10 protein-coding genes are annotated in these 23,626 nt (G+C 70.0%); 7 read left to right on the top strand and 3 right to left on the bottom strand.

The annotated features are described in order from the left end of the window. Positions 1-70: 70 nt before the first annotated feature. From treZ to ACP56T_RS00855, 6 genes are all read left to right on the top strand, one after another. Positions 71-1,876 (top strand): malto-oligosyltrehalose trehalohydrolase, encoded by a 1,806-nt coding sequence (treZ, locus tag ACP56T_RS00880; RefSeq protein ID WP_430910240.1) that lies wholly within the window; start codon positions 71-73, stop codon positions 1,874-1,876. Next, on the top strand, positions 1,873-6,768 hold the full coding sequence (locus ACP56T_RS00875; protein WP_430910239.1) for a malto-oligosyltrehalose synthase: 4,896 nt from the start codon (positions 1,873-1,875) through the stop codon (positions 6,766-6,768). The genes treZ and ACP56T_RS00875 overlap by 4 nt, the downstream gene beginning before the upstream one ends. A gap of 68 nt (positions 6,769-6,836) precedes the next feature. Continuing rightward, positions 6,837-10,220 (top strand): maltotransferase domain-containing protein, encoded by a 3,384-nt coding sequence (locus tag ACP56T_RS00870; protein ID WP_430910238.1) that lies wholly within the window; start codon positions 6,837-6,839, stop codon positions 10,218-10,220. Positions 10,221-10,368: 148 nt separating this feature from the next. After that, complete coding sequence (treS, locus tag ACP56T_RS00865) at positions 10,369-13,635, top strand: maltose alpha-D-glucosyltransferase (RefSeq protein ID WP_430910237.1); 3,267 nt, start codon at positions 10,369-10,371, stop codon at positions 13,633-13,635. Next, positions 13,636-15,933: a 1,4-alpha-glucan branching protein GlgB gene (glgB, locus tag ACP56T_RS00860; RefSeq protein ID WP_430910236.1), complete on the top strand. Its 2,298-nt coding sequence runs from the start codon at positions 13,636-13,638 to the stop codon at positions 15,931-15,933. A 119-nt stretch (positions 15,934-16,052) separates the two neighbouring features. Beyond that, entirely contained in the window at positions 16,053-16,334 is a 282-nt protein-coding gene (locus ACP56T_RS00855) for a hypothetical protein (protein WP_430910235.1), read from the top strand. Positions 16,335-16,493: 159 nt separating this feature from the next. On the opposite strand, the gene ACP56T_RS00850 is transcribed toward ACP56T_RS00855, so the two are convergent. The 3 genes from ACP56T_RS00850 to ACP56T_RS00840 form a co-directional block, all read right to left on the bottom strand. Then, positions 16,494-17,456: a helix-turn-helix domain-containing protein gene (locus ACP56T_RS00850; RefSeq protein ID WP_430910234.1), complete on the bottom strand. Its 963-nt coding sequence runs from the start codon at positions 17,454-17,456 to the stop codon at positions 16,494-16,496. An 81-nt stretch (positions 17,457-17,537) separates the two neighbouring features. Further along, positions 17,538-19,031: a glycogen synthase GlgA gene (glgA, locus tag ACP56T_RS00845; protein WP_430910527.1), complete on the bottom strand. Its 1,494-nt coding sequence runs from the start codon at positions 19,029-19,031 to the stop codon at positions 17,538-17,540. Positions 19,032-19,207: 176 nt separating this feature from the next. Further along, a complete protein-coding gene (locus ACP56T_RS00840) occupies positions 19,208-20,821 on the bottom strand; it encodes an alpha-amylase family glycosyl hydrolase (RefSeq protein ID WP_430910233.1) in 1,614 nt (537 codons plus the stop codon). Positions 20,822-21,091: 270 nt separating this feature from the next. Between ACP56T_RS00840 and ACP56T_RS00835 the strand changes: the two genes are divergently transcribed. Continuing rightward, positions 21,092-23,626 carry a glycogen/starch/alpha-glucan phosphorylase gene (locus tag ACP56T_RS00835; RefSeq protein ID WP_430910232.1) on the top strand — a complete coding sequence of 845 codons (2,535 nt, stop codon included), beginning with the start codon at positions 21,092-21,094 and terminating at the stop codon, positions 23,624-23,626.

The following is a 23,626-nucleotide window of genomic DNA, read 5'->3' as shown; positions in this document are numbered from 1 at the left end:
GCGGCCTTCTGAGGAGGGCGAAGCTCGACAGCCAGCCCGAACCCTTCACGATGACGAGGATGGTGGCCTGATGCGGCACACCCGCGCGACGAGCTTTGGCAGCGTGACCGGAGAGGACGGCACGTCCTTCTCCCTCTGGGCCCCGACCGCCTCGCGGGTCGCTCTGGTGGTCGAGGACCGCGAGCACGACCTGCCCGACGAGGGCGGCGGCTGGCGCCGGATCACGCGCCCCGAGGTGAGGGCCGGCGCCCGCTACGGCTACCGCATCGACGGCGATCTCGTGGTGCCGGACCCCGCCTCCCGTTTCCAGCCCGACGACGTGTCGGGCCTCTCGGAGGTGATCGACCCGTCCGCCTATGCCTGGACAACCGCCGGCTGGAGCGGCCGCCCCTTCGAAGAGGCCGTGATCTACGAGGCGCATGTCGGCACCGCCACGCTGGAGGGCACCTATGCGGGCCTGGAGAAGCGCCTGCCTGAGCTGCGCGATCTCGGCGTCACGGCCATCGAGCTTCTGCCCATCGCCGACTTCAAGGGCCGCCGGAACTGGGGCTACGACGGCGTGCTGCCCTACGCGCCGGACGGCGCCTACGGCCGGCCGGACGATCTCCGGCGCCTGATCGACAGCGCCCATTCCCTCGGGCTGATGGTCTTCCTCGACGTGGTCTACAACCACTTCGGACCGGCCGGGAACTATCTCCACGCCTACGCGAAGACCTTCTTCACCGAGCGCCACCAGACCCCCTGGGGCGCCGGGATCAATTTCGACGGGAAGCCCAGCGGCGACGTGGTGCGCGACTTCTTCGTCGGCAACGCCCTCTACTGGCTGGAGGATTACCGCTTCGACGGCCTGCGCTTCGACGCCGTGCACGCCATCCTCGACGATTCCGAGACGCATTTTCTGGCCGAACTCGGCGAGGCGGTGCGCGAGCGCCTGCCGGACCGCCATGTCCACCTGATCCTCGAGAACGAGGCCAACCAGGCCCGCTGGCTGGAACGCGATGGCGGCGGCAAGGCGTTGCAGCACGACGCGCAGTGGGCGGACGACCTGCACCATTGCTGGCACGTCCTGCTCACCGGCGAGGACGCCGGCTATTACGCCAGTTTCTCCGACAAGCCGGTGGAGCATCTGGCGCGCTGCCTCGCGGAGGGCTTCGCCTATCAGGGAGAGCCCTTCCCGACCCTCGACAACCACCCGCGCGGCGAGCCCTCGGGCCACCTGCCGCCCACCGCCTTCGTCACCTTCCTCCAGAACCACGATCAGGTCGGCAACCGGGCGCTCGGCGAGCGGCTGAGCCATCTCGCCGACCCGAGGAAGCTCGACCTCGCCCGCGCCGGGCTGCTGCTCGCGCCCCAGATCCCGATGCTCTGGATGGGCGAGGAGTGGTCGGCCTCGACGCCGTTCCTGTTCTTCGTCGATTTCGCGCCCGACGAGGAACTGAACAAGGCGGTGCGCGAGGGCAGGCGCCGCGAGTTCAAGAGCTTCGCGGCGTTTGCCGACGACACCTCGGCGATCCCCGATCCCACCGAGGAGAAGACCTTTTCGGAGTCCAAGCTCGATTGGTCGGAGCGCGAGCGCTCGCCCCATCGCGAGGTGCTGGCCGAGACGACGCGCCTGCTGCGGCTGCGCCGGGAGAGCGTCGTGCCGCTCTTGAAATCCGGCTATCGCGGCGCGCAGGCGTCGCCGCCGCGCCCCGACATGGTGGACTGCACCTGGCGCTTCGACGGCGGTACCCTACGCTTCGTCGCCAATCTCGGCGCGGGCGACGCCGCCTTCGACGCGCAAGGCGGCGAGGTTCTCTGGACCAACGCCCCCGAGGGCGGCCGCGGCGCGCTTCCCTCCTGGACCGGCATCTTCCTGACGGGAGCGGCGCGATGAGCCACACCCTCGAACGTCTCGCCGATCTCGTCGGCGTCGCGGACGGCTATACCGATGCCTTCGGACAGCCGGTGGAAACCTCCCTGGAAACCCGCCGGGGGCTGCTCGACGCCCTCGGTTTCGCGGTCGGCTCGGAGGAGGAGATCGCGCGCAGCCTCGCCACTGTGGAAGCGCAGCGTCGCGGGCTCGTCCCGCCGCTGATCCCGGTGGAGGCGCGGCGCGGCGTCAAGGTGCCGGTGCGCGCCCGCGACGGCGCCCTGGTCTGGCGGCTGACGGACGAGCGCGGCGCTACCCGCGAAGGCCGCGAGGTGCTGAACGGGGAGGGCGCGCAGCTCGAACTGCCGCCGCTGACGCCGGGCTATCACCGCCTCAGCGTCTCCCACGGCGAGGAGCGGGCGCAGGCCTGGGTGATCGCCGCCCCGCAGCGCTGCTGGCGCCCGCGCGCCTATGCCGACGAGGGCGCCAGCGACTGGGGGCTCGCTGCCCAGCTCTACGGCCTGCGCTCGTCGCAGAATCTCGGCATCGGCACCTACGCGGATGCCGGCCGCGCCGCCCATGACGCCGCCCTGCGCGGCGCCTCGTTCCTGGGGCTCAGCCCGGTGCACGCGCTGTTCGAGAGCGACCGCACCAAGATCTCGCCCTACTCGCCCTCCTCGCGGTTGTTTCTCGAAACGCTGTTCATCGAGCCCGGCGCGCTGCCGGGATTCGCCGGCTCGAAGGCCGAGGCGCTGCTCGCCTGCTCCTCGTCCAGGCTCGAGGCGCTGCGCGACGCGGCCCTCGTCGACCACCAGGGCGTCTGGGACGTGCTCTCGCCGGTGTTGCGGGCGTTCTGGGAGGAGTCCGACGCCCGCGCCGGGGCGGACCCCGATTTCGAGACCTTCCGTATCCTCGGCGGCGAGAACCTGGAGGCGCACGCCACCTTCGAGGCCCTGTCCGAGCATTTCCGCGCGCAGGGCGCGCATTGGCTCGGCGACTGGCCGGAAGAGTACCGGCGTGCCGGCACCCAGGCCGTCGCCCGCTTCGCGGCGGAGCAGGACGAGGCCGTCTCCTACCACGCCTGGCTGCAATTCCTCGCCGACCGCCAGTTGGAGGAGGCGTCCGAGCTGGCGCTCGCGGGCGGCATGCGGCTCGGGCTCTATCGCGACCTCGCGGTGGGCGCCGACCGCGGCGGCTCGGAGGTGTGGTCGCATCCCGAGCGCTTCGCCAACCGCGTCTCCATCGGCGCGCCACCGGACCTGCTCGCGCCCAAGGGCCAGGACTGGGGCCTGCCGGCCTTCGACCCACTCGCCATGGAGCGCGACGGGCTCGCCGCTTTCCGCGCCCTGGTGCGGGCGAACATGCGCCATGCCGGCGCAATCCGCATCGATCACGCCTTCCAGCTCGCGCGCCTGTTCCTGATCCCGCTCTCGGGCAGCGCCAGGGACGGCGCCTATGTGGCGATGCCCTTCGAGCCGATGCTGGCGGTGCTGCGGCTGGAGAGCCACCGCAACCAGTGCCTCGTCATCGCCGAGGATCTCGGCACCGCGCCGGCGGGGTTCTCCGACGCGCTGATGCAGGCCGGCATCCTCAGCTACCGCATCCTCGCCTTCGAGCGCGAGCATGACGGCGCCTTCAAGGCCCCCGGCGCCTATCCGCGCGACGCGCTCACCGCCATTACCACCCACGACCTGCCGACCTTCGTCGGCTGGTGGCGGGGCGTCGACACCGACACGCGCCAGTCCCTCGGCCTCTACGATTCCGACCGGGCGGATGCCGAGCGCGGCGAGCGGGTGCGCGAGCGCGGCAGGCTCACCGACGCGCTCGCCTCGGAGCAACTGCTGCCGGGCTACGAGCCGCCGGAGGCCGCGCCCTTCGAGGCGGCGGCCCGCTATCTCGCCCGCGCCCCCTCCATGCTGACCGCCGTGCAGTACGAGGACGTCGTCTCCGAGCTGAGCCAGGCCAACGTGCCGGGCTCGACGGAGGGCTACCCGAACTGGCGCCGCAAGCTCGACCGCAGCCTGGAGGCCATTGCCGCCCCCGGAGGCCCGCTGGCGAAGCTCGCCGCCGCGCTCTCGGCGGAGAACCGGGGCCCTCGCTCGGGGGCCGCGCGGCTCGCCATGCCGCCGCCCCGCGCCACCTACCGGCTGCAGTTCCACAAGGACTTCACCTTCGCGGACGCGGCGCGGATCGCGCCCTATCTGGCCAGGCTCGGCATCAGCCATGTCTACGCCTCGCCCCTCCAGAAGGCGCGGCCCGGCTCGACCCACGGCTACGACATCGTCGACCACAGCGCGTTCAACCCCGAGCTCGGCGGCGAGGAGGGCTTCATCGCGCTCAGCGACGCGCTCAAGGCCAACGGCCTCAAGCTGCTCCTCGACATCGTGCCCAACCACATGGGCGTCGGCGGCGCCGACAACCCGTGGTGGCTCTCGGTGCTCGAATGGGGGGCGCTCTCGCCCTTCGCGCATGCCTTCGACATCGATTGGGAGCGGCTCGGCGCCAACCGCAACCTCGTCATCCCCTTCCTCGGCGACCGCTACGGCGAGGCCCTCGAGAAGGGGACGCTCGAGCTCAAGCTCGACGAGACCGCCGGCGCCTTCAGCGTCTGGCACTACGAGCACCAGTTCCCGATCCGGCCCCTCGACTATCCGGCGATCCTCGACCGGGCGCTCGCCGCCCTGGAGGAGGTGGGCGACGACGAATCCGCCGCGCTGCTCGCCGTCACCGAGCGCCTGCGCGTCATGCGCGAGGAGACCGACCCGGAGCGCCGCCGGGCCTTTCCCGACGAAGCCGACGGGCTGAAACGCCGGCTCGCCGAGATCGTCGCGGCCTCCCCCGAGATCCGCCGGGCCGTCGCCCGCACGCTGCGGCTGCTCAACGGCGTGAAGGGACGGCCGGAGAGCTTCGGCCCCCTGCACCGCCTGCTCGAGAACCAAGCCTACCGCCTCGCCCATTGGCGGGTGGCGGCGAGCGACATCAACTACCGCCGCTTCTTCGACGTGAACGGGCTCGCGGGCCTGCGCGTGGAGAAGTCGGACATCTTCCACCGCGCCCACGAGACCGTCTTCCGCCACATCCGCGCCGGGCGCATCGACGGGCTGCGCATCGACCATATCGACGGGCTCGCCGACCCGCTCGGCTATGCCCGCGCCCTGCAAGGCGCGGTCGGCCCCGGCTTCTACGTGGTGGTGGAGAAGATTCTCGAACCGGGCGAGCGCCTGCGCTCATGGCCCGTCGCCGGCACCACCGGCTACGACGTGCTGAACCAGCTCGACGGCCTGCTCGTGGACCGCGCCAAGCAGGCCCGCGTCAAGCGCCTCTACGAATGGGGCACGGGCATCGACGAGCCCTACGGCTTCCAGCTGCGCGCCGCCAAGGCGGAGATCCTGGAGATCAGCTTCGCCAGCGAGCTGGAGGTGCTGACGAACGACCTCAAGCAGATCGCCGATTCCGACCGGCGCACCCGCGACTTCTCGGTCAATGCCGTCCGCCGGGCGCTGATCGAGATCATCGCGCGCTTCCCGACCTATCGCAGCTATCTGCCGCCGGACCTCCACGAGAGCGACGTCGAGCCCGAGGACGTGCGCCTCATCGAGGGCGCGGTGGCCAAGGCGAAGCGCTGGTCGGCGCTGCCGGACCGCTCGGTCCACGATTTCGCGGCGGACGCGCTCCTCGGACGCATCGACACCAGCGGGCCGGGGCGCCCCGAGCCGCGCGTGGTGCTGCGCTTCCGCCGCCGCTTCCAGCAGCTCACCGGGCCGGTGATGGCCAAGAGCCTGGAGGATACCCTGTTCTACCGCTACGCCCTGCTGCTCGGCCTCAACGAGGTCGGCGGCGATCCGGGCGAGTACGGCATCGGGGTGGAGCATTTCCACGCCCTGCAATCGGCCCGCGCCCGCGACTGGCCGAACGCCATGATCGCCACCGCGACCCACGACACCAAGCGCGGCGAGGACGCCCGCACCCGCCTCCTCGCGCTCTCCGAGCTGCCGGAGGAATGGGCGAAGGCGTGGGACCGCTGGCGGGAGAACGCGGCGGCGCATCTGAGCCGCCTCGACGACGAGACGGCCCCCGACACCGCCGACCAGTGGATGTTCCTGCAAGCCATCCTCGGCGCCTGGCCGCTGGAGCTTCTGGATTCGGAGGACCCGGCAGAGGTCGAGAGCTTCCGCGACAGGCTGCTCGCCTATGCCGAGAAGGCCCTGCGCGAAGGCAAGCGCCATTCGAGCTGGGTCAACGTGGACGAGGGCTACGAGGGCGCAGTGCGCCGGCTCCTCTCCGGGCTGATCGCGCCGGGCTCGGGCTTCCTCGCGGCGTTGCGGCCCTTCGCCGAGCGGCTCGCGCGGCTCGGCATGATCGCCGGGCTCGGGCGCACCGTGCTCAAGGCGACCCTGCCGGGCGTTCCCGACACCTACCAGGGCACCGAGTTCTGGGACTTCTCCTTCGTCGACCCCGACAATCGCCGCCCCGTCGACTACGGCGACCGCCTGAGCGCCCTGGAGGCCGGCATCTCGGCCGCCGAGCTTCTCGCCTCCTGGCCGGACGGGCGCGTCAAGCAGGCGACGCTGGCGCGCCTCCTCGCCGACCGCGCCGCGCGGCCCCGCTTCTATGCCGAGGCGGATTACGCGGCCGTCTCCGCGACGGGAGACCGCGCGGCCCATGTCGTCGCCTTCCTGCGCTCGGGCGGTCCCGGCGAGGGCGACGACCTCCTCGTCGCGGTGCCGCGCCTCGTGGCGGGGCTCGCGGGGGAGGGGGTCTGGTCCGGCTCGGCCTTCGCCGGAACGGTGCTCACCCTGCCCGAAGCCGGGCGCTGGCACGACATCGTCACGGACGCCGCGCATGAGGGCGGACGCCTCGATGTCGGGGAACTGTTCGCGCGCTTGCCCTTTGCCGTCCTGAGACGCATCGGCTGACGCCACCTCATCGCCGCGCGGTCCTCGGGGCCGCCGATCCGCCGAAGAGACCGACCGAGAGGTCTATGATGAACGCTCCCACCCCCGCCTCGACCGCCGCCAAGGGCAGGAAGGCCGCTCCCGTGGCGTTGCCCGAGACCCTGGCGCCTCGGGCGGAGGGCCCGCGCATCTACAATCTGTTCCCGCTGCTCGTCGGGCGCGTCTCGGCCTGGACGGCGGAGCTGCCGCGCATCGCCGCGATGGGCTTCGACTGGGTCTATCTCAACCCGTTCCATCAGACCGGCGGCTCGCGCAGCCTCTACGCGGTGGCCGACACCGAGCGCCTGGACGAGCGTTTTCGCGATGGCGACGGCACGTCGGACGACGACCAGATCCGGGGCTTCTGCAAGGCGGCCGAGGCCGCGGGCATCAAGGTGATGACCGACCTCGTGGTCAACCACACCGCCGACAATTCGACGCTCGCCCGCGAGCGGCCGGACCTCTTCCTGAAGAACCCGGACGGCTCCATCGCGGCCCCCTACGCCGTCGATCCCGACGATCCGTCGATCCGCACGGTCTGGGGCGACCTCGCCGAACTCGACTACCATTCCGAGCCCGCGAAGGCCGAGCTGACCCGGATCTGGGACGCCTATATCGCGCGGCTCCAGGGGCTCGGCGTCGCCGGTTTCCGGTGCGATGCCGCCTACAAGGTCCCCCCGGACGTCTGGCGCGGGCTGATCGGCCCGGCCAAGGCTCGCGATTCCGCCTGCCTCTTCGCCGCCGAGACGCTGGGCTGCACCTTCGACGAGGCGAAGGCCACGGCGGGCGCCGGCTTCGACTATCTGTTCAACTCCTTCGCCTGGTGGGACCTGAAGAAGCCCTGGGCGCTGGAGCAGTACGAGGCGCTGCGGGTGGTGGCGCCTTCCATCGCCTTTCCCGAGAACCACGACATGCCACGCCTTGCCGCCGAGATCGCGGGCGGGCCGGAGGCGGTCGCGGCGCATCTCAGGACCCGCTACGCGCTCGCGGCCTTCTTCTCGGCCGGGGTGCTGATGCCGGTGGGCTACGAGTGGGGCTACCGACGCAGCCTGCATGTGGTCGACACCACCCCCGAGGCGCGCGAATCCGACAGCGGGATCGACATCTCGGGCTTCGTCGCGGCGATCAACGCGCTGCGGGCCGAACTGCCGGCGGCCAATGTCGAGGGCGCGCAGATGCGCCTCTCCGCCCCGGATGCCGAGGCCGTCGCCCTGATCCGCTACGACACCGGGCACCCGTCCTCCGCGCGAAGCGCCGTGCTGGTGCTGTTCAACCCCTCCGCCAAGCCCGTGCCTGTCGATGCCGGCGGCCTGATCGCGCGTTCCGGCGGCCAGCTCGGCCCCTTCGCGGACCGTACGCCGGAAGGGGCGCCCATCGCCTTCCGGGCCGGCGAGCCGGTCGACCTCGCGCCGGGCGAGTTGCGCATCCTCGCGGCGGAGGCGGCGGCGGTCGCCGTCCTGCCGAGCCGGGGCGTCCCCACCGGGGAGGGCCGCGTCGTCATCGAGGCGGTGAGCCCGGAGATCGACGGCGGCCGCTCGGCGGTGAAGCGCATCGTCGGCGAGCGGCTGCGCGTGGAGGCCGACATCTTCTCAGACGGCCACGAGATCATCAATGCCGCCATCCTGTCGCGGGTGGTCGGCGAGGAGGCGTGGCGGCGCGATCCGATGGTCTTCGTCGATAACGACCGCTGGGGCGGCGCCTTCCCGCTGGAGCGCAACGCCCGCTACCAGTTCACCATCGAGGCCTGGCGCGACGGCTTCTCCTCGTGGATGCGCGACACCCTGAAGAAGCGCGACGCCGGCGTCGACGTGAGGCTCGAGACGGTCGAGGGCGTGGCGCTGGCGCAGACCGCCGCCGACCTCGCCACCGGCCGCGACAAGAAGCGGCTGACGGCCATCGTCGCGGCGCTGGCCGCGGAGGAGACCGGATCGGCGGCGCAGCTCGACCGTATCCTGGAGCCCGCCACGGCAAATCTCATCCGCGCGAACGCCGAGCGGGTGAACGCCTCGCGCTATCCCGTGGCCGTCCCGGTGATCGCCGACCGCCTCGCGGCCCGGTTCTCGGCCTGGTACGAGATCTTCCCCCGCTCGCAGTCCGGGGATGTGAACCGCCACGGCACCTTCGACGACGTGATCCGGCGCCTGCCCGAGATCCGCGAACTCGGCTTCGACGTGCTTTACTTCACCCCGATCCACCCGATCGGGCGCACCAACCGCAAGGGCAAGAACAACACCCTCAAGGCCCTCGAAGGCGATGTCGGTTCCGTCTACGCCGTGGGGGCGGCCGAGGGCGGGCACGAGGCGGTGCATCCCGAGCTCGGCACGCTGGACGATTTCCGGCGCCTCGTCGCGGCGAGCCACGCCTACGGCATGGAGATCGCGCTCGATTTCGCCATCCAGTGCTCGCCGGACCATCCCTGGATCAAGACGCATCCCGAATGGTTCGAGTGGCGCCCGGACGGGACGCTCAAGTTCGCCGAGAACCCGCCGAAGAAATACGAGGACATCTCGAACGTCCATTTCTACGGCGGCGCGCTGCCCTCCCTCTGGATCGAGCTGCGCGACATCGTGATGGGCTGGTGCGCGCTCGGCGCCCGCATCTTCCGGGTCGACAACCCGCACACCAAGCCGATCCCGTTCTGGGAATGGATGATCGCCGAGGTGAACGGCCGCTATCCCGACGCGATCTTCCTGGCCGAGGCCTTCACCCGGCCGAAGATGATGAAGAAGCTCGCCAAGGCCGGCTACCAGCAGAGCTATACCTACTTCACCTGGCGCAACACGAAGCAGGAGCTGATTTCGTACGCGACCGAGCTTGCCGGGGAGATGGGCGAGTACTACCGGCCGAACTTTTTTGCGAATACGCCGGACATCAACCCGCATTATCTGCAAACGAGCGGGCGCGCCGGCTTCGTGGTGCGCGCCACGCTCGCGGCGACGCTCTCCTCCGTCTACGGCATCTATAACGGCTTCGAGCTGTGCGAGGCCGCGCCCTATCCGGGCAAGGAGGAGTATCTCGACTCGGAGAAATACGAGCTGAAAGCCTGGGACTACGACCGGCCCGGCAACATCCGCGAGCACATCGTCAAGCTGAACCGCATCCGGCGCGACAACCCGGCGCTGTGGGACTTCCGCAACGTGGTCTTCACGGCAGCCCATAACGAAAACATCGTCGCCTATGCCAAGACCTCTCCCGAGGGCGACAACTGCGTCTTCGTGATGGTCAATCTCGACCCCAAGAACCGCCAGGAATGCGGCTACGAGGTCCCGCTCTGGCTCGTCGGCCAGGACGACTGGGGCGCCGTCGAGGTCGAGGACCTGCTCCAGGGCTACAGGTTCGAGCTGCGCGGCAAGTCCCACGTCATCGCGCTCGATCCGGCGGAACGCTCCTGCGTGATCTGGCGGCTGCGCGCCCCGCGACGGGTTGCGGAATGAAGGCGCGCATGCGAGCAGATTTCGGCGCGTTCGGGCTTGCCCGTCGCGTTCTCGCCACGGTGATGCGGTCTCGAAGCGCGAACCGCCACCGCCGCCCGTTCCGGGTCGGCACCCTCCGCCCTGACCCGACGCACGAGGCAGCGACGCGATGATCGATCGCAGCGATCCGCAATGGTACCGCGACGCCATCATCTACCAGATCCACGTCAAGTCGTTCTTCGACTCGACCGATGACGGCATCGGCGATTTCGAGGGCCTGACGCGCAAGCTCGACTACGTGCGCGACCTCGGCGTGACGGCGATCTGGCTGATGCCGTTCTATCCCTCGCCGCTGCGCGACGACGGCTACGACATCGCGGACTATCGCGACGTGAACCCGTCCTACGGCACCATGGACGATTTCCGCCGGTTCGTGGACGCCGCCCACGAGCGGGGACTGCGCGTCATCACCGAGCTCGTCATCAACCACACCTCGGACCAGCACCCCTGGTTCCAGGCCGCCCGCGAGGCGCCCGCCGGCTCGCCGGAGCGCGACTTCTACGTCTGGTCGGACACGGACGACGTCTATTCCGACACGCGCATCATCTTTCTCGACACCGAGACCTCGAACTGGACCTGGGACCCGGTCGCCAAGCAGTATTTCTGGCACCGCTTCTACTCGCACCAGCCGGACCTGAACTTCGACAACCCGAAGGTGCTCGACGCGGTCATCGAGGTGATGCGCTACTGGCTCGACATGGGCGTCGACGGCCTGCGGCTCGACGCGATTCCCTACATCATCGAGCGCGAGGGCACGAACTGCGAGAACCTTCCCGAGACGCACGCGGTCATCAAGAAGATCCGCGCCGCGCTCGACGCGAGCTATCCCGACCGCATGCTGCTGGCGGAAGCCAACCAGTGGCCGGAGGAGACGGCGCAGTATTTCGGCGACGGCGACGAATGCCACATGGCGTTCCACTTCCCGCTGATGCCGCGCATGTACATGGCGATCGCCCGCGAGGACCGGCACCCGATCACCGACATCATGCGCCAGACCCCGGAGATCCCGGAGGGCTGCCAGTGGGCCATCTTCCTGCGCAACCACGACGAGCTGACGCTCGAAATGGTCACGGCGGAAGAGCGTGATTACCTGTGGTCGTTCTACGCCGCCGAGCGGCGGGCCCGCATCAATCTCGGCATCCGCCGCCGCCTCGCACCGCTGCTCGAGAACGACCGGCGCAAGATCGAGCTGATGAAGTCCCTCGTCCTGTCGATGCCCGGCACGCCGGTGCTCTACTACGGCGACGAGATCGGCATGGGCGACAACATCTATCTCGGCGACCGCGACGGCGTGCGCACCCCGATGCAGTGGTCGCCCGACCGCAACGGCGGCTTCTCCCGCGCCAACCCGCAGAAGCTGTTCCTGCCCGCCGTGCAGGATCCGATCTACGGCTTCGACGCCATCAACGTCGAGGCGCAGACCCAGTCGCAGACGTCGCTCCTCAACTGGACGCGGCGCATGATCGCGATCCGCAACAACTCGGTCGCGCTCGGGCGCGGCACCATGCAGTTCCTCTATCCCTCGAACCGCAAGGTGCTGGCCTGGATCCGCGAGTTCGAGGGCGAGCGCGTGCTCTGCGTGGCGAACCTCTCTCGCGCCCCCCAGGCCGTGCAGCTCGACCTCTCGGAACTGCGCAACGCCGTGCCCGTCGAGCTGACCGGCGGCAGCGAGTTCCCGGCGATCGGCGAGCTGCCCTACCTGCTGACGCTGCCCTCCTACGGCTTCTACTGGTTCCGGCTCTCGGCCGCGAATGCCGGTGCCATCGGCCCGCAGCCCGAGCCGCCGGAACTGTTCACCCTGGTGCTCACCGGCGGGATCGAGAGCCTGATGGCGGGGCGCGAGCGCGTCGCGTTCGAGCGCACCGTGGTGCCGCCCTTCATCGCCGGGCGGCGCTGGTTCGCGGCCAAGGGCTCGCGCATCAAGTCCGTGCAGGTGATCGATTCCGCCGTCCTGAACGACGGCACCGCCGACCCGCGCTTCCTGCTCACCCGGCTCGCCGTGAACCTCGTCACCGGCGAGCGGCAGGACTACTTCGTGCCCGTCGGCGTGGATGAGGGCCGCGAGGACGAGGCCCTGATGGAGTTCGCGGTGGCACGCGTGCGCCGCGGGCCCCGCACCGGCCTGCTCTACGGCGCTGCCGCCTCCGCCGATTTCGCCGTCTGCCTGACCGAGGGCATGCGCGACGGGCGCGAGATCGCCACGGAATCCGGCAGGCTGGTCTTCTCCGCGACCTCGGCCTTCGACCGCTCCGTGCCGTTCGAGGCGGGCGAGGTGCGGCCGCTGAAGGCCGAGCAGAGCAACACCTCCATCGCCATCGGCTCGAAGATGATGCTCAAGCTGCTGCGCCGCTTGCAGCCGGGCATCAATCCCGAGATCGAGGTCGGCCGCTTCCTCACGGAGGAGGCGCGCTTCGCCAACACGCCGGCTCTGCTCGGCGTGCTGGAGCATGTCGCCGACGACGGCACCCGCACGGCGCTCGCCGTCCTACAGAGCTTCGTCGTCAACCAGGGCGACGCCTGGACCCTGATGCTGGAGGGCCTGCGGCGCGACTTCGACACCGTGGTGCTCGCCCCCGAGAGCGAGGCCCCGCCGCCGCAGGAGGCGTTCGCGCCGCATCTGCGCTGGGCGGAGCTGCTCGGCCGCCGCACCGCCGAGATGCACACTGCCTTCGCCGTCGAGACCACGGATCCGGCCTTCGCCGCCGAGCCCTTCACGGCCGAGGATCTCGACGCGCTCGGCCGCGACGCGCACAGGCAGGCCGACCGCGCCTTCCGTGCGCTCAGCGGCATGATCGAGCGCGGGCTCGACGCCGGCAAGCCGGCAAGCGCCATGCTCCATACCCGTCGCGCCGAGATCGACGCGCTGATCGAGCGGCTGACCGAGCAGGCGCCGAAGGGCGCCTGGAAGACTCGAATCCACGGCGACTACCATCTCGGGCAGGTGCTGGCCTCCGAGGGCGATCTCGTCATCGTGGATTTCGAGGGCGAGCCCTCGCGGGCGGGGGACGAGCGCCGCGCTAAGTCGACGCCGCTGCGCGACGTCGCCGGCATGCTGCGCTCCTTCGCCTACGGCGCGGAGGCCGTCACCCGCGAGATCGCGGCGCGCTTCGCCGATTCCGAGGACCGCGCCCGCAGCGCCTCCATCGCCTGGCGTGGCATGATCGATGCGGCCTTCCTCGACGGCTACGAGGCGGCGGTGGCCGGCAGCCGCGCCGCCGTCGCCGACCCGGACACCCATCGCCGCCTGCTGCGCCTCAGCCTGCTCACCAAGGCGCTCTACGAGGTGGATTACGAGGCGAACAACCGTCCCGACTGGATCGAAATCCCCGCCTCGGGGGTTCTCGACATTCTGGACGACACCGCGAAAGGCATCTGAATGACGGGAATCGACGAGACGTTCGCGAGCCGGCCCGCTTCGTCAGCGAAGAAGCCCGGTCCGGCGGACGGACCGCCGAAGGCCGGATCGCCCGTCGCCTCCGCGAGCGGCGCGAAGGTCCATTCCGACGCCGTCGCCGCCGTGATGGCCGCCAATCACGGCGACCCCTTCTCCGTCCTCGGCCCGCATCAGGCCGGCCCCGGAGCCTGGGAGGTCCGCGCGGTCCTGCCGGAGGTGCAGGGCGCGACCCTCATTGTCGGCTCGGAGCGCATCCCCTTCGAGCGCATCCACCCGGACGGGTTCTACGTCGCGCGGGTGAAGAGCGAGGGCCGCCCCCTCTATGAGATCGAGACGGAAGGCTGGGACGGCGCCAGGCACCGCCGCTTCGACCCCTACGGGTTCGGCTCGTCGCTGGCCCAGCACGACGTTGCGGCGCTGCGCGAGGTCGGCAGCAACACCGTCTACCGCCTGCTCGGCGCGCATTCCGCCAAGCTCGACGGCATCGAGGGCTTCCGCTTCGCCGTCTGGGCGCCGAACGCCAGGCGCGTCAGCGTCGTCGGCGACTTCAACGACTGGGATGGCCGGCGCCATCCCATGCGGCTCTGGCGGGACGGCGGCATCTGGGAGCTGTTCATTCCCGGCCTCAAGGCCGGCGGCCACTACAAATACGAGCTGCGCGGCCCCGACGGGGCGCTGCTGCCGCTCAAGGCCGATCCGGTCGCCTTCGCCGCGCAGAAGCCGCCGGAGACGGCCTCGGTCCTGCACGGCCTTCAGGAGCGCACCTGGCGCGACGGGCAATGGATGGCGACGCGCGGCGACAAGGACCCGCGCCATGTCCCGATCTCGATCTACGAGGTCCATCTCGGCTCGTGGGCGCGGGTGCCCGAGGAGGGCAACCGCTACCTCACCTACAAGGAGCTCGCGGCCCGGCTCATCCCCTATGTGAAGGAGATGGGCTTCACCCATATCGAGCTCCTGCCGATCACAGAGTTTCCCTTCGACGGCTCATGGGGCTACCAGCCCGTCTCGCTGTTCGCGCCGACGAGCCGCTTCGGTACGCCGGAAGACTTTTCGGCCTTCGTCGATGCCGCGCACGAGGCCGGCATCGGCCTGATGCTCGACTGGGTGCCCGGCCATTTCCCCCTCGACGCGCATGGGCTCGGCCTGTTCGACGGCACGCATCTCTACGAGCATGCCGACCCGCGCCAGGGCTTCCACCAGGATTGGGGCACCTACATCTACAATTTCGGGCGCAGCGAGGTGGCGACCTTCCTCGCCGCAAACGCGCGCTTCTGGCTGGAGCACTACCATCTCGACGGGCTGCGGGTGGATGCCGTCGCCTCCATGCTCTATCTCGACTATTCGCGCCGCGCCGGGGAGTGGATCCCCAACCAGTATGGCGGCAACGAGAACCTCGACGCGATCAACTTCCTCAGGAAGACCAACGAGGCCACCTACAGCCACGCCCCCGGCACCCTGACGGTGGCCGAGGAATCGACCTCCTGGCCCGGCGTCTCGCATCCGACCTACACGGGCGGTCTCGGCTTCGGCTTCAAGTGGAACATGGGGTGGATGCACGACACCCTGAACTTCATCGGCAAGGAGTCGATCCACCGCCGCTACCACCACCACGACCTCACCTTCGGGCTGCTCTACGCCTTCTCCGAGAACTTCATCCTGCCGATCTCCCATGACGAGGTCGTGCACGGGAAGGGCTCGCTACTCGACCGCATGCCCGGCGACCGCTGGCAGAAATTCGCGAATCTCCGCGCCTATTTCGGCTTCATGTGGGGGCATCCCGGCAAGAAGCTGCTCTTCATGGGCTGCGAGTTCGGCCAGGAGCGGGAGTGGAACCACAACCAGAGCCTGGACTGGCACCATCTGGACGATCCCCTGCACAAGGGCGCCAAGGACGCGGTGCGCGACCTCAACCGGCTCTACGCCGCGACGCCCGCGCTCCACGCCCGCGACACCGAGGCCGCCGGCTTCCAGTGGCTCGTGGCGGACGACCAGGACAACAGCGTCATCGCCTGGGCCCGCAAGGGCCGCGAGCCGGGACAGGTCGCCGTGGTCGTCGCGAACTTCACCCCCGTCCCGCGCGAGGGCTACCGCATCGGCGTGCCGGAGGGCGGCTTCTATCGCGAGGCGTTCAACTCGGATGCCGAGCGCTACGGCGGCTCGAACATGGGCAACCATGGCGGCCTCCATGCCGAGGCGGTGGAGAGCCACGGCCAGCGGCATTCCATCGTGCTGACCCTGCCGCCGCTGGCGACGACGATCTTCGTCCGCGAGGTCTGAAGCCGGGCGCGCAGGTCCGTCACGATCTGCGCGCAGCGGGACGATCTCTGCGCGGGCCGAGACGATTTCGGGCGGCGCTGCCGCGATACTCCGCTTCCTCGAAAGAACAGGAGGAAGCCATGAGACTCGCCACCGCCGTCCTCGCCTGCGCGACGCTGCTTGCCCTGCCCGCCGCCGTCATGCCCACCGCAGTCCTGGCCAATGCCGACGACGACGCCTGGATCAGGCGCTGCATCTCCGACAATTCCGGCGAAGGGCAGAGCCCGGAGACGCTCGGCGTCTACTGCTCCTGCATGAACGGCAAGATGTCGAGCCAGGAGACCCTCTCGATCTCCGCCTGGGAGAAGAAGCATCCCGAAGAGCAGGAAGCCTGCTCGAAGAAGGCCAAATGGCGGAGCTGAGCGGCGGAGATCGTCCCATGAGTCGTTCCACGAAACGGACCGATCGGCTCCACGCCGTCTCCCGGCTCCGGTGCCTCGGATGGCGCGACGCCCCGCTGGTGATCCGCTGGATCGGTTGGCGGCGGCGCGCGGCGCGGGTGCCGGAGGCCGCCGTGGCGGTCAGCCCTCTCGCGCCGCCTGCGCCCGCACTTCTCCCGGCGAGCATCCATATGCCGCCCGGAACCCTCGGAAGAACGTCGACAGACCGTCGAAGCCACTCGCGAGCGCAACATCGGTCACACTTGCGCGTGGTGACGTTTCCAGAATGAGCCTGGCGCGGGCGAGGCGCCGCGCCAGCAGGTGACGGCCGAAGCTCGTCCCCGTCGGCTCGAAGAGGACATGGAGCTGGCGCGTCGAGATGCCGAGCGCCGCAGCCACCAGGGCCGGCGAGAGGCCGGGTTGGTGGAGGCGGCGCTCGATCGTTTCGCGGGCCCGGTCGAGCAGCGCCATCCTGAGCGCCTCGCGGGCCGAGCCCCCTCGGGCATCGCCCGCCCCCCGCGCGAGCAGGGCGAGCCGTATCAGCGTATCGACGGCGACCTCCGCCGCCGGCTCGGAGAGATGCGGGGCCTGATCGAGGAACGAGGCCAGGAACGAGGCGAACAGCGCCGGGACGCCGGGCGCCGGCGCCACCGGCCGCAGCGCGAACGGCTCGCGGACCGAGACGGCGTCCGAGACGCGCGACAGGGGCAGCCGCACGATGCGGCAGGAAAACCCCTCCTGTGCATCCGGCAGGTTCTCGTAGGGCAGGTCGGTCTGGCCGGTCACGATCGCGCCGGCATCGACACGGATCTCGCGCCCCCCGGTCACGAGGAAGCCGGCGCCCTCGATCTGCTGGGAGATGCAGAACGCGTCGCTCGGGGCGCGGGCGATGTCGGAGGCGTCGCGGCGGACACGGTAGGCGGAGGCGGTCAGCTCGGCGATCAGGGCGCCCCCGACCTGAAACGCCGAGACGGCGCCCCGGAATCCGAGGCGCTTCTCGCGCGGCAGCTCGATGCTCACGCCGAAGACGCGCTTCGCGCGCTCCTCACGCCAGCTATCGAAGCGATCCTGCGCCGGCAGATGCTCGGTCGACCACGTCAGCATCGCGCGAGCATGCCGGCAAGCGCGCATCCGCGCCACAGATTCCGTTGGAAACGGCGGCCCGAAGCGGAATTTTCCGCGCGATCAGGTGGCCACGCGGCAGCGTGCGGCGGGGCCGTTGCCGAAGGCGCGGGTATAGAGGCCGGCATAATGGCCGGCCGCATCGTCCCAGCCGAAGCGCCGCGCCATGGCGCTGCGGCGCATGGCGTTGAGGCGCTTCTTCTGCTGGAAGGTGTCCAGCGCGCGCCGGACCGCCCCCATGAACCCCTTCGGCGAGGCTTCCGTGAAGGTGAAGCCGGTGACGCCATCCTCGACCGTGTCGGCGAGCCCCCCGGTGCGGCGCACCACGGGCAGGGAGCCGAAGCGCTGGGCGTACATCTGGGCCAGCCCGCAGGGCTCGAAGCGCGAGGGCATCAGCAGGAAGTCGCTGCCCGCGAACATGCGGCGCGCATCCGTCTCGTCGAAGCCGACATGCACCCCCACCGCGTCGGGACGGCGGCGGGCGAGACCGCGCAGCGCGTCCTCGAAACGGCTCTCGCCCTGGCCGATGACCACGAGCTGGCCGCCCTCGGCGACGATGGTCTCCGCGACTTGGAGGCTGAGATCGATGCCCTTCTGCTGGACGAGCCGCGAGACGATGGCGAAGAGCGGCCCGCGCGAGACCGCGAGGCCGAACTGGCGGCGCACGGTCTCGGTATTGGCGCGCTTGCCCTTCCAGTCGTCCGCCTCGAACGGGATCGCCAGATGCGGGTCGGTGCGCGGGTCCCAGCTCTCGTCGATGCCGTTGAGGATGCCGGTCAGCCGCCCCTGCGCCGCGCGGGTGCGCAGCAGCCCGTCGAGCCCGCAGCCGGATTCCGGCGTGGTGATCTCGCGGGCGTAGGTGTCGCTCACGGTGGTGACGTGCGAGGCGTAGTAGAGCCCGGATTTCAGGAAGGAGAGCTGCCCGTAGAACTCCACGCCGTTCATCTGGAAGGCGCCCTCGGGAACGCCCAGCCGGCCGAGATTCTCGCGCGGGAACAGGCCCTGATAGGCGAGGTTGTGGATCGTCAGCACGCTCGGCACCTTCGCCTCGCGCCAGGCGAGATAGGCCGGCGCCAGGGCGGACTGCCAGTCGTTGAGATGCAGCAGGTCGGCGGACCAGTTCGGATCGGCGCCCATGGCGAGCTCCGCCGCCGCCAGACCGAGGCGCGCGAAGCGCAGGTCGTTGTCGGCGAAATCGCCCGCGCCGTCGCCGTAGGGGGTGCCGTCGCGCTCGTAGAGCTCGGGGCTCAGCAGGATGTAGATGCGCAGGCCGTCGCCGACCTCGACGAGGCCGAGATCGCAGGGCGGGATGCCGGCATGGCCCTCGAGACGGGCGACCACGGGGATCGCGCGGAAGGCGCCGACCACCGCCCGGTAGCCCGGTATCAGCACACGGACATCGAAGTTCTTGCGCAGGGAGCGGGGCAGGGCGCCCGCCACCTCGCCGAGCCCCCCGGTCTTCACGAAATCCGACATCTCCGGCGTGGCGTAGAGGATGCGGGGCTGAAGGGCGGCCCTGAGCTCCGGCGGCACCGCCGCCGAGGAGGGGGCGGACATCGGTCCGCCATAGGGTCCGGGGGACGTCCTCACGCCCGCCGCCGTCGTCGCCATGCCCGCTCTCCCCCTGGCATCCAGCCCTACGCTGCGATGCACAAGTCAGGCCATGCTTATCATTAAGTTTGTGTGACTTGTCGCTGCGATGCGGCGAAAAACCGTCCGGCACCCGTTTTCGTTCAGCGCAGGATCAGGATCAGCCCTTCCGCAGGCCCCAGCGAGACCGATCCGGCAGCCGGATCGCCGGCCCGGCCCGCCTCGCTCGACAGCAGCACCGTCCAGCGGCTGTCGTCGGGAAGGGGGACGGCATGGGTCTCCTCGCCGAAATTGAGGACGATTCGGAGCGTCGCGGAGGCATCGAAGCGCTCGTAGGCGAAGACCTCGTCGAGCCCGAGCGCGACGGTGCGGTAGCCGCCCACCGCCAGCGCGTCGTGCTCCCGTCGCAGGCCGAGCAGGCGCCGGTAGAGCGTCAGGATCGAGCCGGGCTCGTCGCGTAGCGCATCGACGTTGCGGGTCTCGGCATCCTCGGACAGCGGCAGCCAGGGCTCGACATCGGAGAAGCCCGCCTGCGAGCCGGCATCCCACTGCATCGGGGTGCGCTCGGGATCGCGGCCGTGGCCCGGCTCGTTCAGCTCCCAGGGGTCGCGCACCCGCTCGGGCGGGATGGCGACATGGCCGAGGCCGATCTCGTCGCCGTAATAGAGCGTCGGCGTGCCGCGCAGCGTCAGCAGCAGCATCGCGGCGATGCGCGCCTGCCGCTCCCCGATGCGGGCGGCGATGCGGGGCCGGTCGTGGTTGCCGAGCACCCAGTTCGGCCAGCCGCCGGGGGGCAGGGCGGCCTCGTAGTTCTCCACCAGCTCCGCCACCGCGTCGGCGCGCCAGGGCGTCTGGATGAGCTGGAAGTTGAAGGGCAGGTCGGCCCCTTCGAGGTTCGGGCCGTAATAGCTCACCAGCCGCTCGATCGGCAGGTAGATCTCGCCGATCAGCACGCGCTCCCCGTAGGCGTCGAGGACACCGCGCATGCCGGCGATGACGTCGAGCACCTCGGGCCGGTCGGCGGAATAGACCTGCGCGAAGCGGTTGATCTCCGGCTCGTGGGGCAGGAAGGCGGGGTTCGCCGGGTTGTCGCGAAAACCCTCGTCCTTGATGAGGTGCCAGATCACGTCCACGCGGAAACCGTCGACGCCGCGCTCCAGCCAGAAGCGGAGCACGTCGTGCATGGCCGCGCGCAGCTCCGGGTTGCGCCAGTTGAGGTCGGGCTGCTCCTTGAGGAAGGCGTGGTAGTAGTATTGCCCGCTGGCTTCGTCGAAGCTCCAGGCGGGGCCGCCGAAATTGCTGAGCCAGTTGTTCGGCGGGCCACCGCCCGGCGCGGGATCGCGCCAGACATACCAGTCGCGGCGCGGATTGTGGCGCGAGGCGCGCGCCTCCACGAACCACGGATGCTCGATGGAGGAGTGGTTCGGCACGAAGTCGAGGATGACCTTCAGGCGTCGCCGATGGGCCTCGGCGACCAGTTCGTCGAAATCCTCGAGCGTGCCGAAGAGCGGATCGATCCCGCAGTAATCGGCCACGTCGTAGCCGTAATCGGCCATGGGCGAGGTGTAGATCGGCGAGATCCAGAGCGCGTCGACGCCGAGCCAGGCGATGTAGTCGAGCCGGCGGGTGATGCCGCGCAGGTCGCCGACGCCGTTGCCGTCGCTGTCCTGGAACGAGCGCGGATAGACCTGGTAGACGGTCCCGCGCTTCCACCACACGGACGCGTCCGCCCGCTGACGAGGCTCGGTGTCGGACATGGATCCTCCCGGCGTTCCCGACGGCCAAGTTGCCTCATTCACGTTTCCTTCAAGGCCGGATCGTCAAATTCAGGCCGGCTTTGCGTGTGATGAGCGATGTTGTGTCGGAGAGGGCACAGCCTCGGGCATTGTCACAATGCCTGTCTCGACAAGGACACGACCTGACAACACCATGACGGCACAGACGTCCCCCGTTGCCAACCGCGGCCTAAAGGCGGCGGCGGCCGAGGGGACGCAGCCGGGCACCGACGGCGAAGCGGGGGATTCACGATGCTGAACGACGTCCTGCCGGTCATCGACCGGACCGACGACACCGCCAGGGATTCCGCTCCGGCCAAGGCACCGGCGGGATCGCCGATACAGCGGAAGGCTCCCCTGCGCACCGGCTCCGGCGACGACGTGGCGGACCTGCGCGAAGCCATCCTCGGCAAGCTCGCCTTCGTCATCGGCCGCACCCCGGAGACCGCCCGCGAGCGCGACTGGTTCGCCGCTACCGCGCTGGCGCTGCGCGACCGCGTGGTGGAGGCGTGCCATTCCTCGCCGGCGAGCGTCCCGAACAAGCGCGTCTACTACCTCTCCCTCGAATTCCTGATCGGACGCCTCTTGTCCGATGCCATGAACAATCTCGGCCTCGTCGAGACCACCCGCGCGGCGCTGCGCGATCTCGGCGTCGACCTCGGCGACGTCGAGGCGGCGGAACCCGACGCGGCGCTCGGCAACGGCGGGCTCGGGCGGCTCGCCGCCTGCTTCATGGAGAGCATGGCGAGCATCGGCATCCCCGCCATCGGCTACGGCATCCGCTACGACCACGGCCTCTTCCGGCAGTCGCTCCAGGACGGCTGGCAGAGGGAGGCGCCGGAAACCTGGCTCGACGAGGGCAACCCCTGGGAGTTCGCCCGGCCGGAGGCGAGCTACACCATCGGCTTCGGCGGCCATGTCACCATGTCGGTGGCCGGAGAGGGCGTCATCCGCCGGCACTGGACTCCGGCCGAGACCGTGAGGGCCGTCGCCTACGACCTGCCGGTCGTCGGCTGGAAGGCCAGGCACGTCAACACCCTGCGCCTGTGGAAGGCGGAGGCTGAGGCGCCCGTCGATCTCGGGCGCTTCAACGGCGGCGACCATGTCGGCGCCGTCTCCGGCCGCGCCCAGGCGGAAGCGATCTCGCGGGTGCTCTACCCGAGCGACTCCTCCACCGCCGGCCAGGAGCTGCGCCTGCGCCAGGAATACTTCTTCACCTCGGCCTCGTTGCAGGATCTCGTGCGCCGCCACGTCGCCGAGCGCGGAGACGTGCGCAGCCTGCACGACCACGCCGCGATCCAGCTCAACGACACGCATCCGGCCATCGCCGTCCCCGAGCTGATGCGCATCCTCCTGGAGGATCACGGCCTGCCCTGGGAGGACGCCTGGCACGTCACCTCCCATACGCTCAGCTACACCAACCACACCCTGCTGCCCGAGGCGCTGGAGACCTGGCCCGTGGAGCTGATGGAGCGGCTGCTGCCGCGCCACATGCAGATCATCTACCTCATCAACTGGATGCATCTCGAGGAGCAGGGCAAGCACGGCCGGCACGATGCCGCCCATCTCGCCGCCGTCTCGCTCATCGACGAGAGCCACGGCCGGCGCGTGCGCATGGGGCATCTCGCCTTCCACGGCTCGCGGCGGGTCAACGGCGTCTCGGCGCTGCATACGGACCTGATGCGCTCCACCGTGTTCAAGGACCTGCACGCCCTCGAACCCGAGAAGATCGTCAACAAGACCAACGGCATCACCTTCCGGCGCTGGTTCCACAACGCCAATCCGGGCCTGACGAGGCTCGCCGTCGAGACCGTGGGCGAGCGCGTGCTCGACGATCCGTCGGCGCTGCGCGACCTCGACGCCTTCGCCACCGATCCCGCCTTCGTGAAGCGCTACGCCGCCGTCCGGCGCGGCCGCAAGGAGGCGCTGGCCCGGATCGTCGCCGACCGCACCGGCATCGAGATCGATCCCGCCGCGCTGTTCGACGTGCAGATCAAGCGCATCCACGAATACAAGCGCCAGCTCCTCAACGTGCTGGAGACGGTGGCGCTCTACCAGGCGATCAAGGCCGAGCCCCACAGGGACTGGACCCCGCGTGTAAAAATCTTCGGGGGCAAGGCGGCGCCGAGCTACACGCAGGCCAAGCTCATCATCAAGCTCGCCTGCGACGTGGCGCGGGCCGTCAACGACGACCCCGAGGTCGCCGACCGGCTGAAGGTGGTGTTCCTGCCGAACTATTCGGTGAGCCTCGCCGAGGCGATCATCCCGGCGGCCGACCTTTCGGAGCAGATCTCCACCGCCGGCATGGAGGCGTCCGGCACCGGCAACATGAAGCTCGCGTTGAACGGCGCGCTTACGGTGGGCACGCTGGACGGCGCCAATATCGAGATCCGCGACCATGTGGGCGCGGAGAACATCTTCATCTTCGGCCTCGACGCCGCCGGCGTGCAGGCGCGGATGGCCGAGCCGAACTACGCGCAGAAGGCGATCTGGAATTCCCCCCGCCTCGCCGCCGCGCTCGACATGATCGCCTCGGGCCGGTTCTCGCCGGAGGAGCCGAACCGCTTCCGGCCGCTCACCGACGACCTGCGCCACCGCGACCACTACCTGCTGACGGTCGATTTCGACGATTACTGGCGCGCCCAGCGCGAGATCGACGCGGCCTGGACGGATCAGGCGGCTTGGTGGGCCAAGGCGATCCGCAACACCGCGCGGATGGCGTGGTTCTCCTCCGATCGCTCGATGCGCGAATACGCCGAGGAGATCTGGCGGGTGAGGGTCGGCTGA

The sequence above is a fragment of the Methylobacterium endophyticum genome (assembly GCF_050591105.1).
Taxonomy (GTDB): Bacteria; Pseudomonadota; Alphaproteobacteria; order Rhizobiales; family Beijerinckiaceae; genus Methylobacterium.
The sequence above is the reverse complement of the archived record's forward strand: the minus strand, read 5'-3'. Positions and strand labels throughout refer to the sequence as shown.

Excerpts from the sequence above, each read along its gene's own strand:
- treZ (WP_430910240.1), top strand. The coding sequence starts at position 71 with ATGCGGCACACCCGCGCGACGAGCTTTGGCAGCGTGACCGGAGAGGAC.
- ACP56T_RS00875 (WP_430910239.1), top strand. The coding sequence starts at position 1,873 with ATGAGCCACACCCTCGAACGTCTCGCCGATCTCGTCGGCGTCGCGGAC.
- ACP56T_RS00870 (WP_430910238.1), top strand. The coding sequence starts at position 6,837 with ATGAACGCTCCCACCCCCGCCTCGACCGCCGCCAAGGGCAGGAAGGCC.
- treS (WP_430910237.1), top strand. The coding sequence starts at position 10,369 with ATGATCGATCGCAGCGATCCGCAATGGTACCGCGACGCCATCATCTAC.
- glgB (WP_430910236.1), top strand. The coding sequence starts at position 13,636 with ATGACGGGAATCGACGAGACGTTCGCGAGCCGGCCCGCTTCGTCAGCG.
- ACP56T_RS00855 (WP_430910235.1), top strand. The coding sequence starts at position 16,053 with ATGAGACTCGCCACCGCCGTCCTCGCCTGCGCGACGCTGCTTGCCCTG.
- ACP56T_RS00850 (WP_430910234.1), bottom strand. The coding sequence starts at position 17,456 with ATGCTGACGTGGTCGACCGAGCATCTGCCGGCGCAGGATCGCTTCGAT.
- glgA (WP_430910527.1), bottom strand. The coding sequence starts at position 19,031 with ATGTCCGCCCCCTCCTCGGCGGCGGTGCCGCCGGAGCTCAGGGCCGCC.
- ACP56T_RS00840 (WP_430910233.1), bottom strand. The coding sequence starts at position 20,821 with ATGTCCGACACCGAGCCTCGTCAGCGGGCGGACGCGTCCGTGTGGTGG.
- ACP56T_RS00835 (WP_430910232.1), top strand. The coding sequence starts at position 21,092 with ATGCTGAACGACGTCCTGCCGGTCATCGACCGGACCGACGACACCGCC.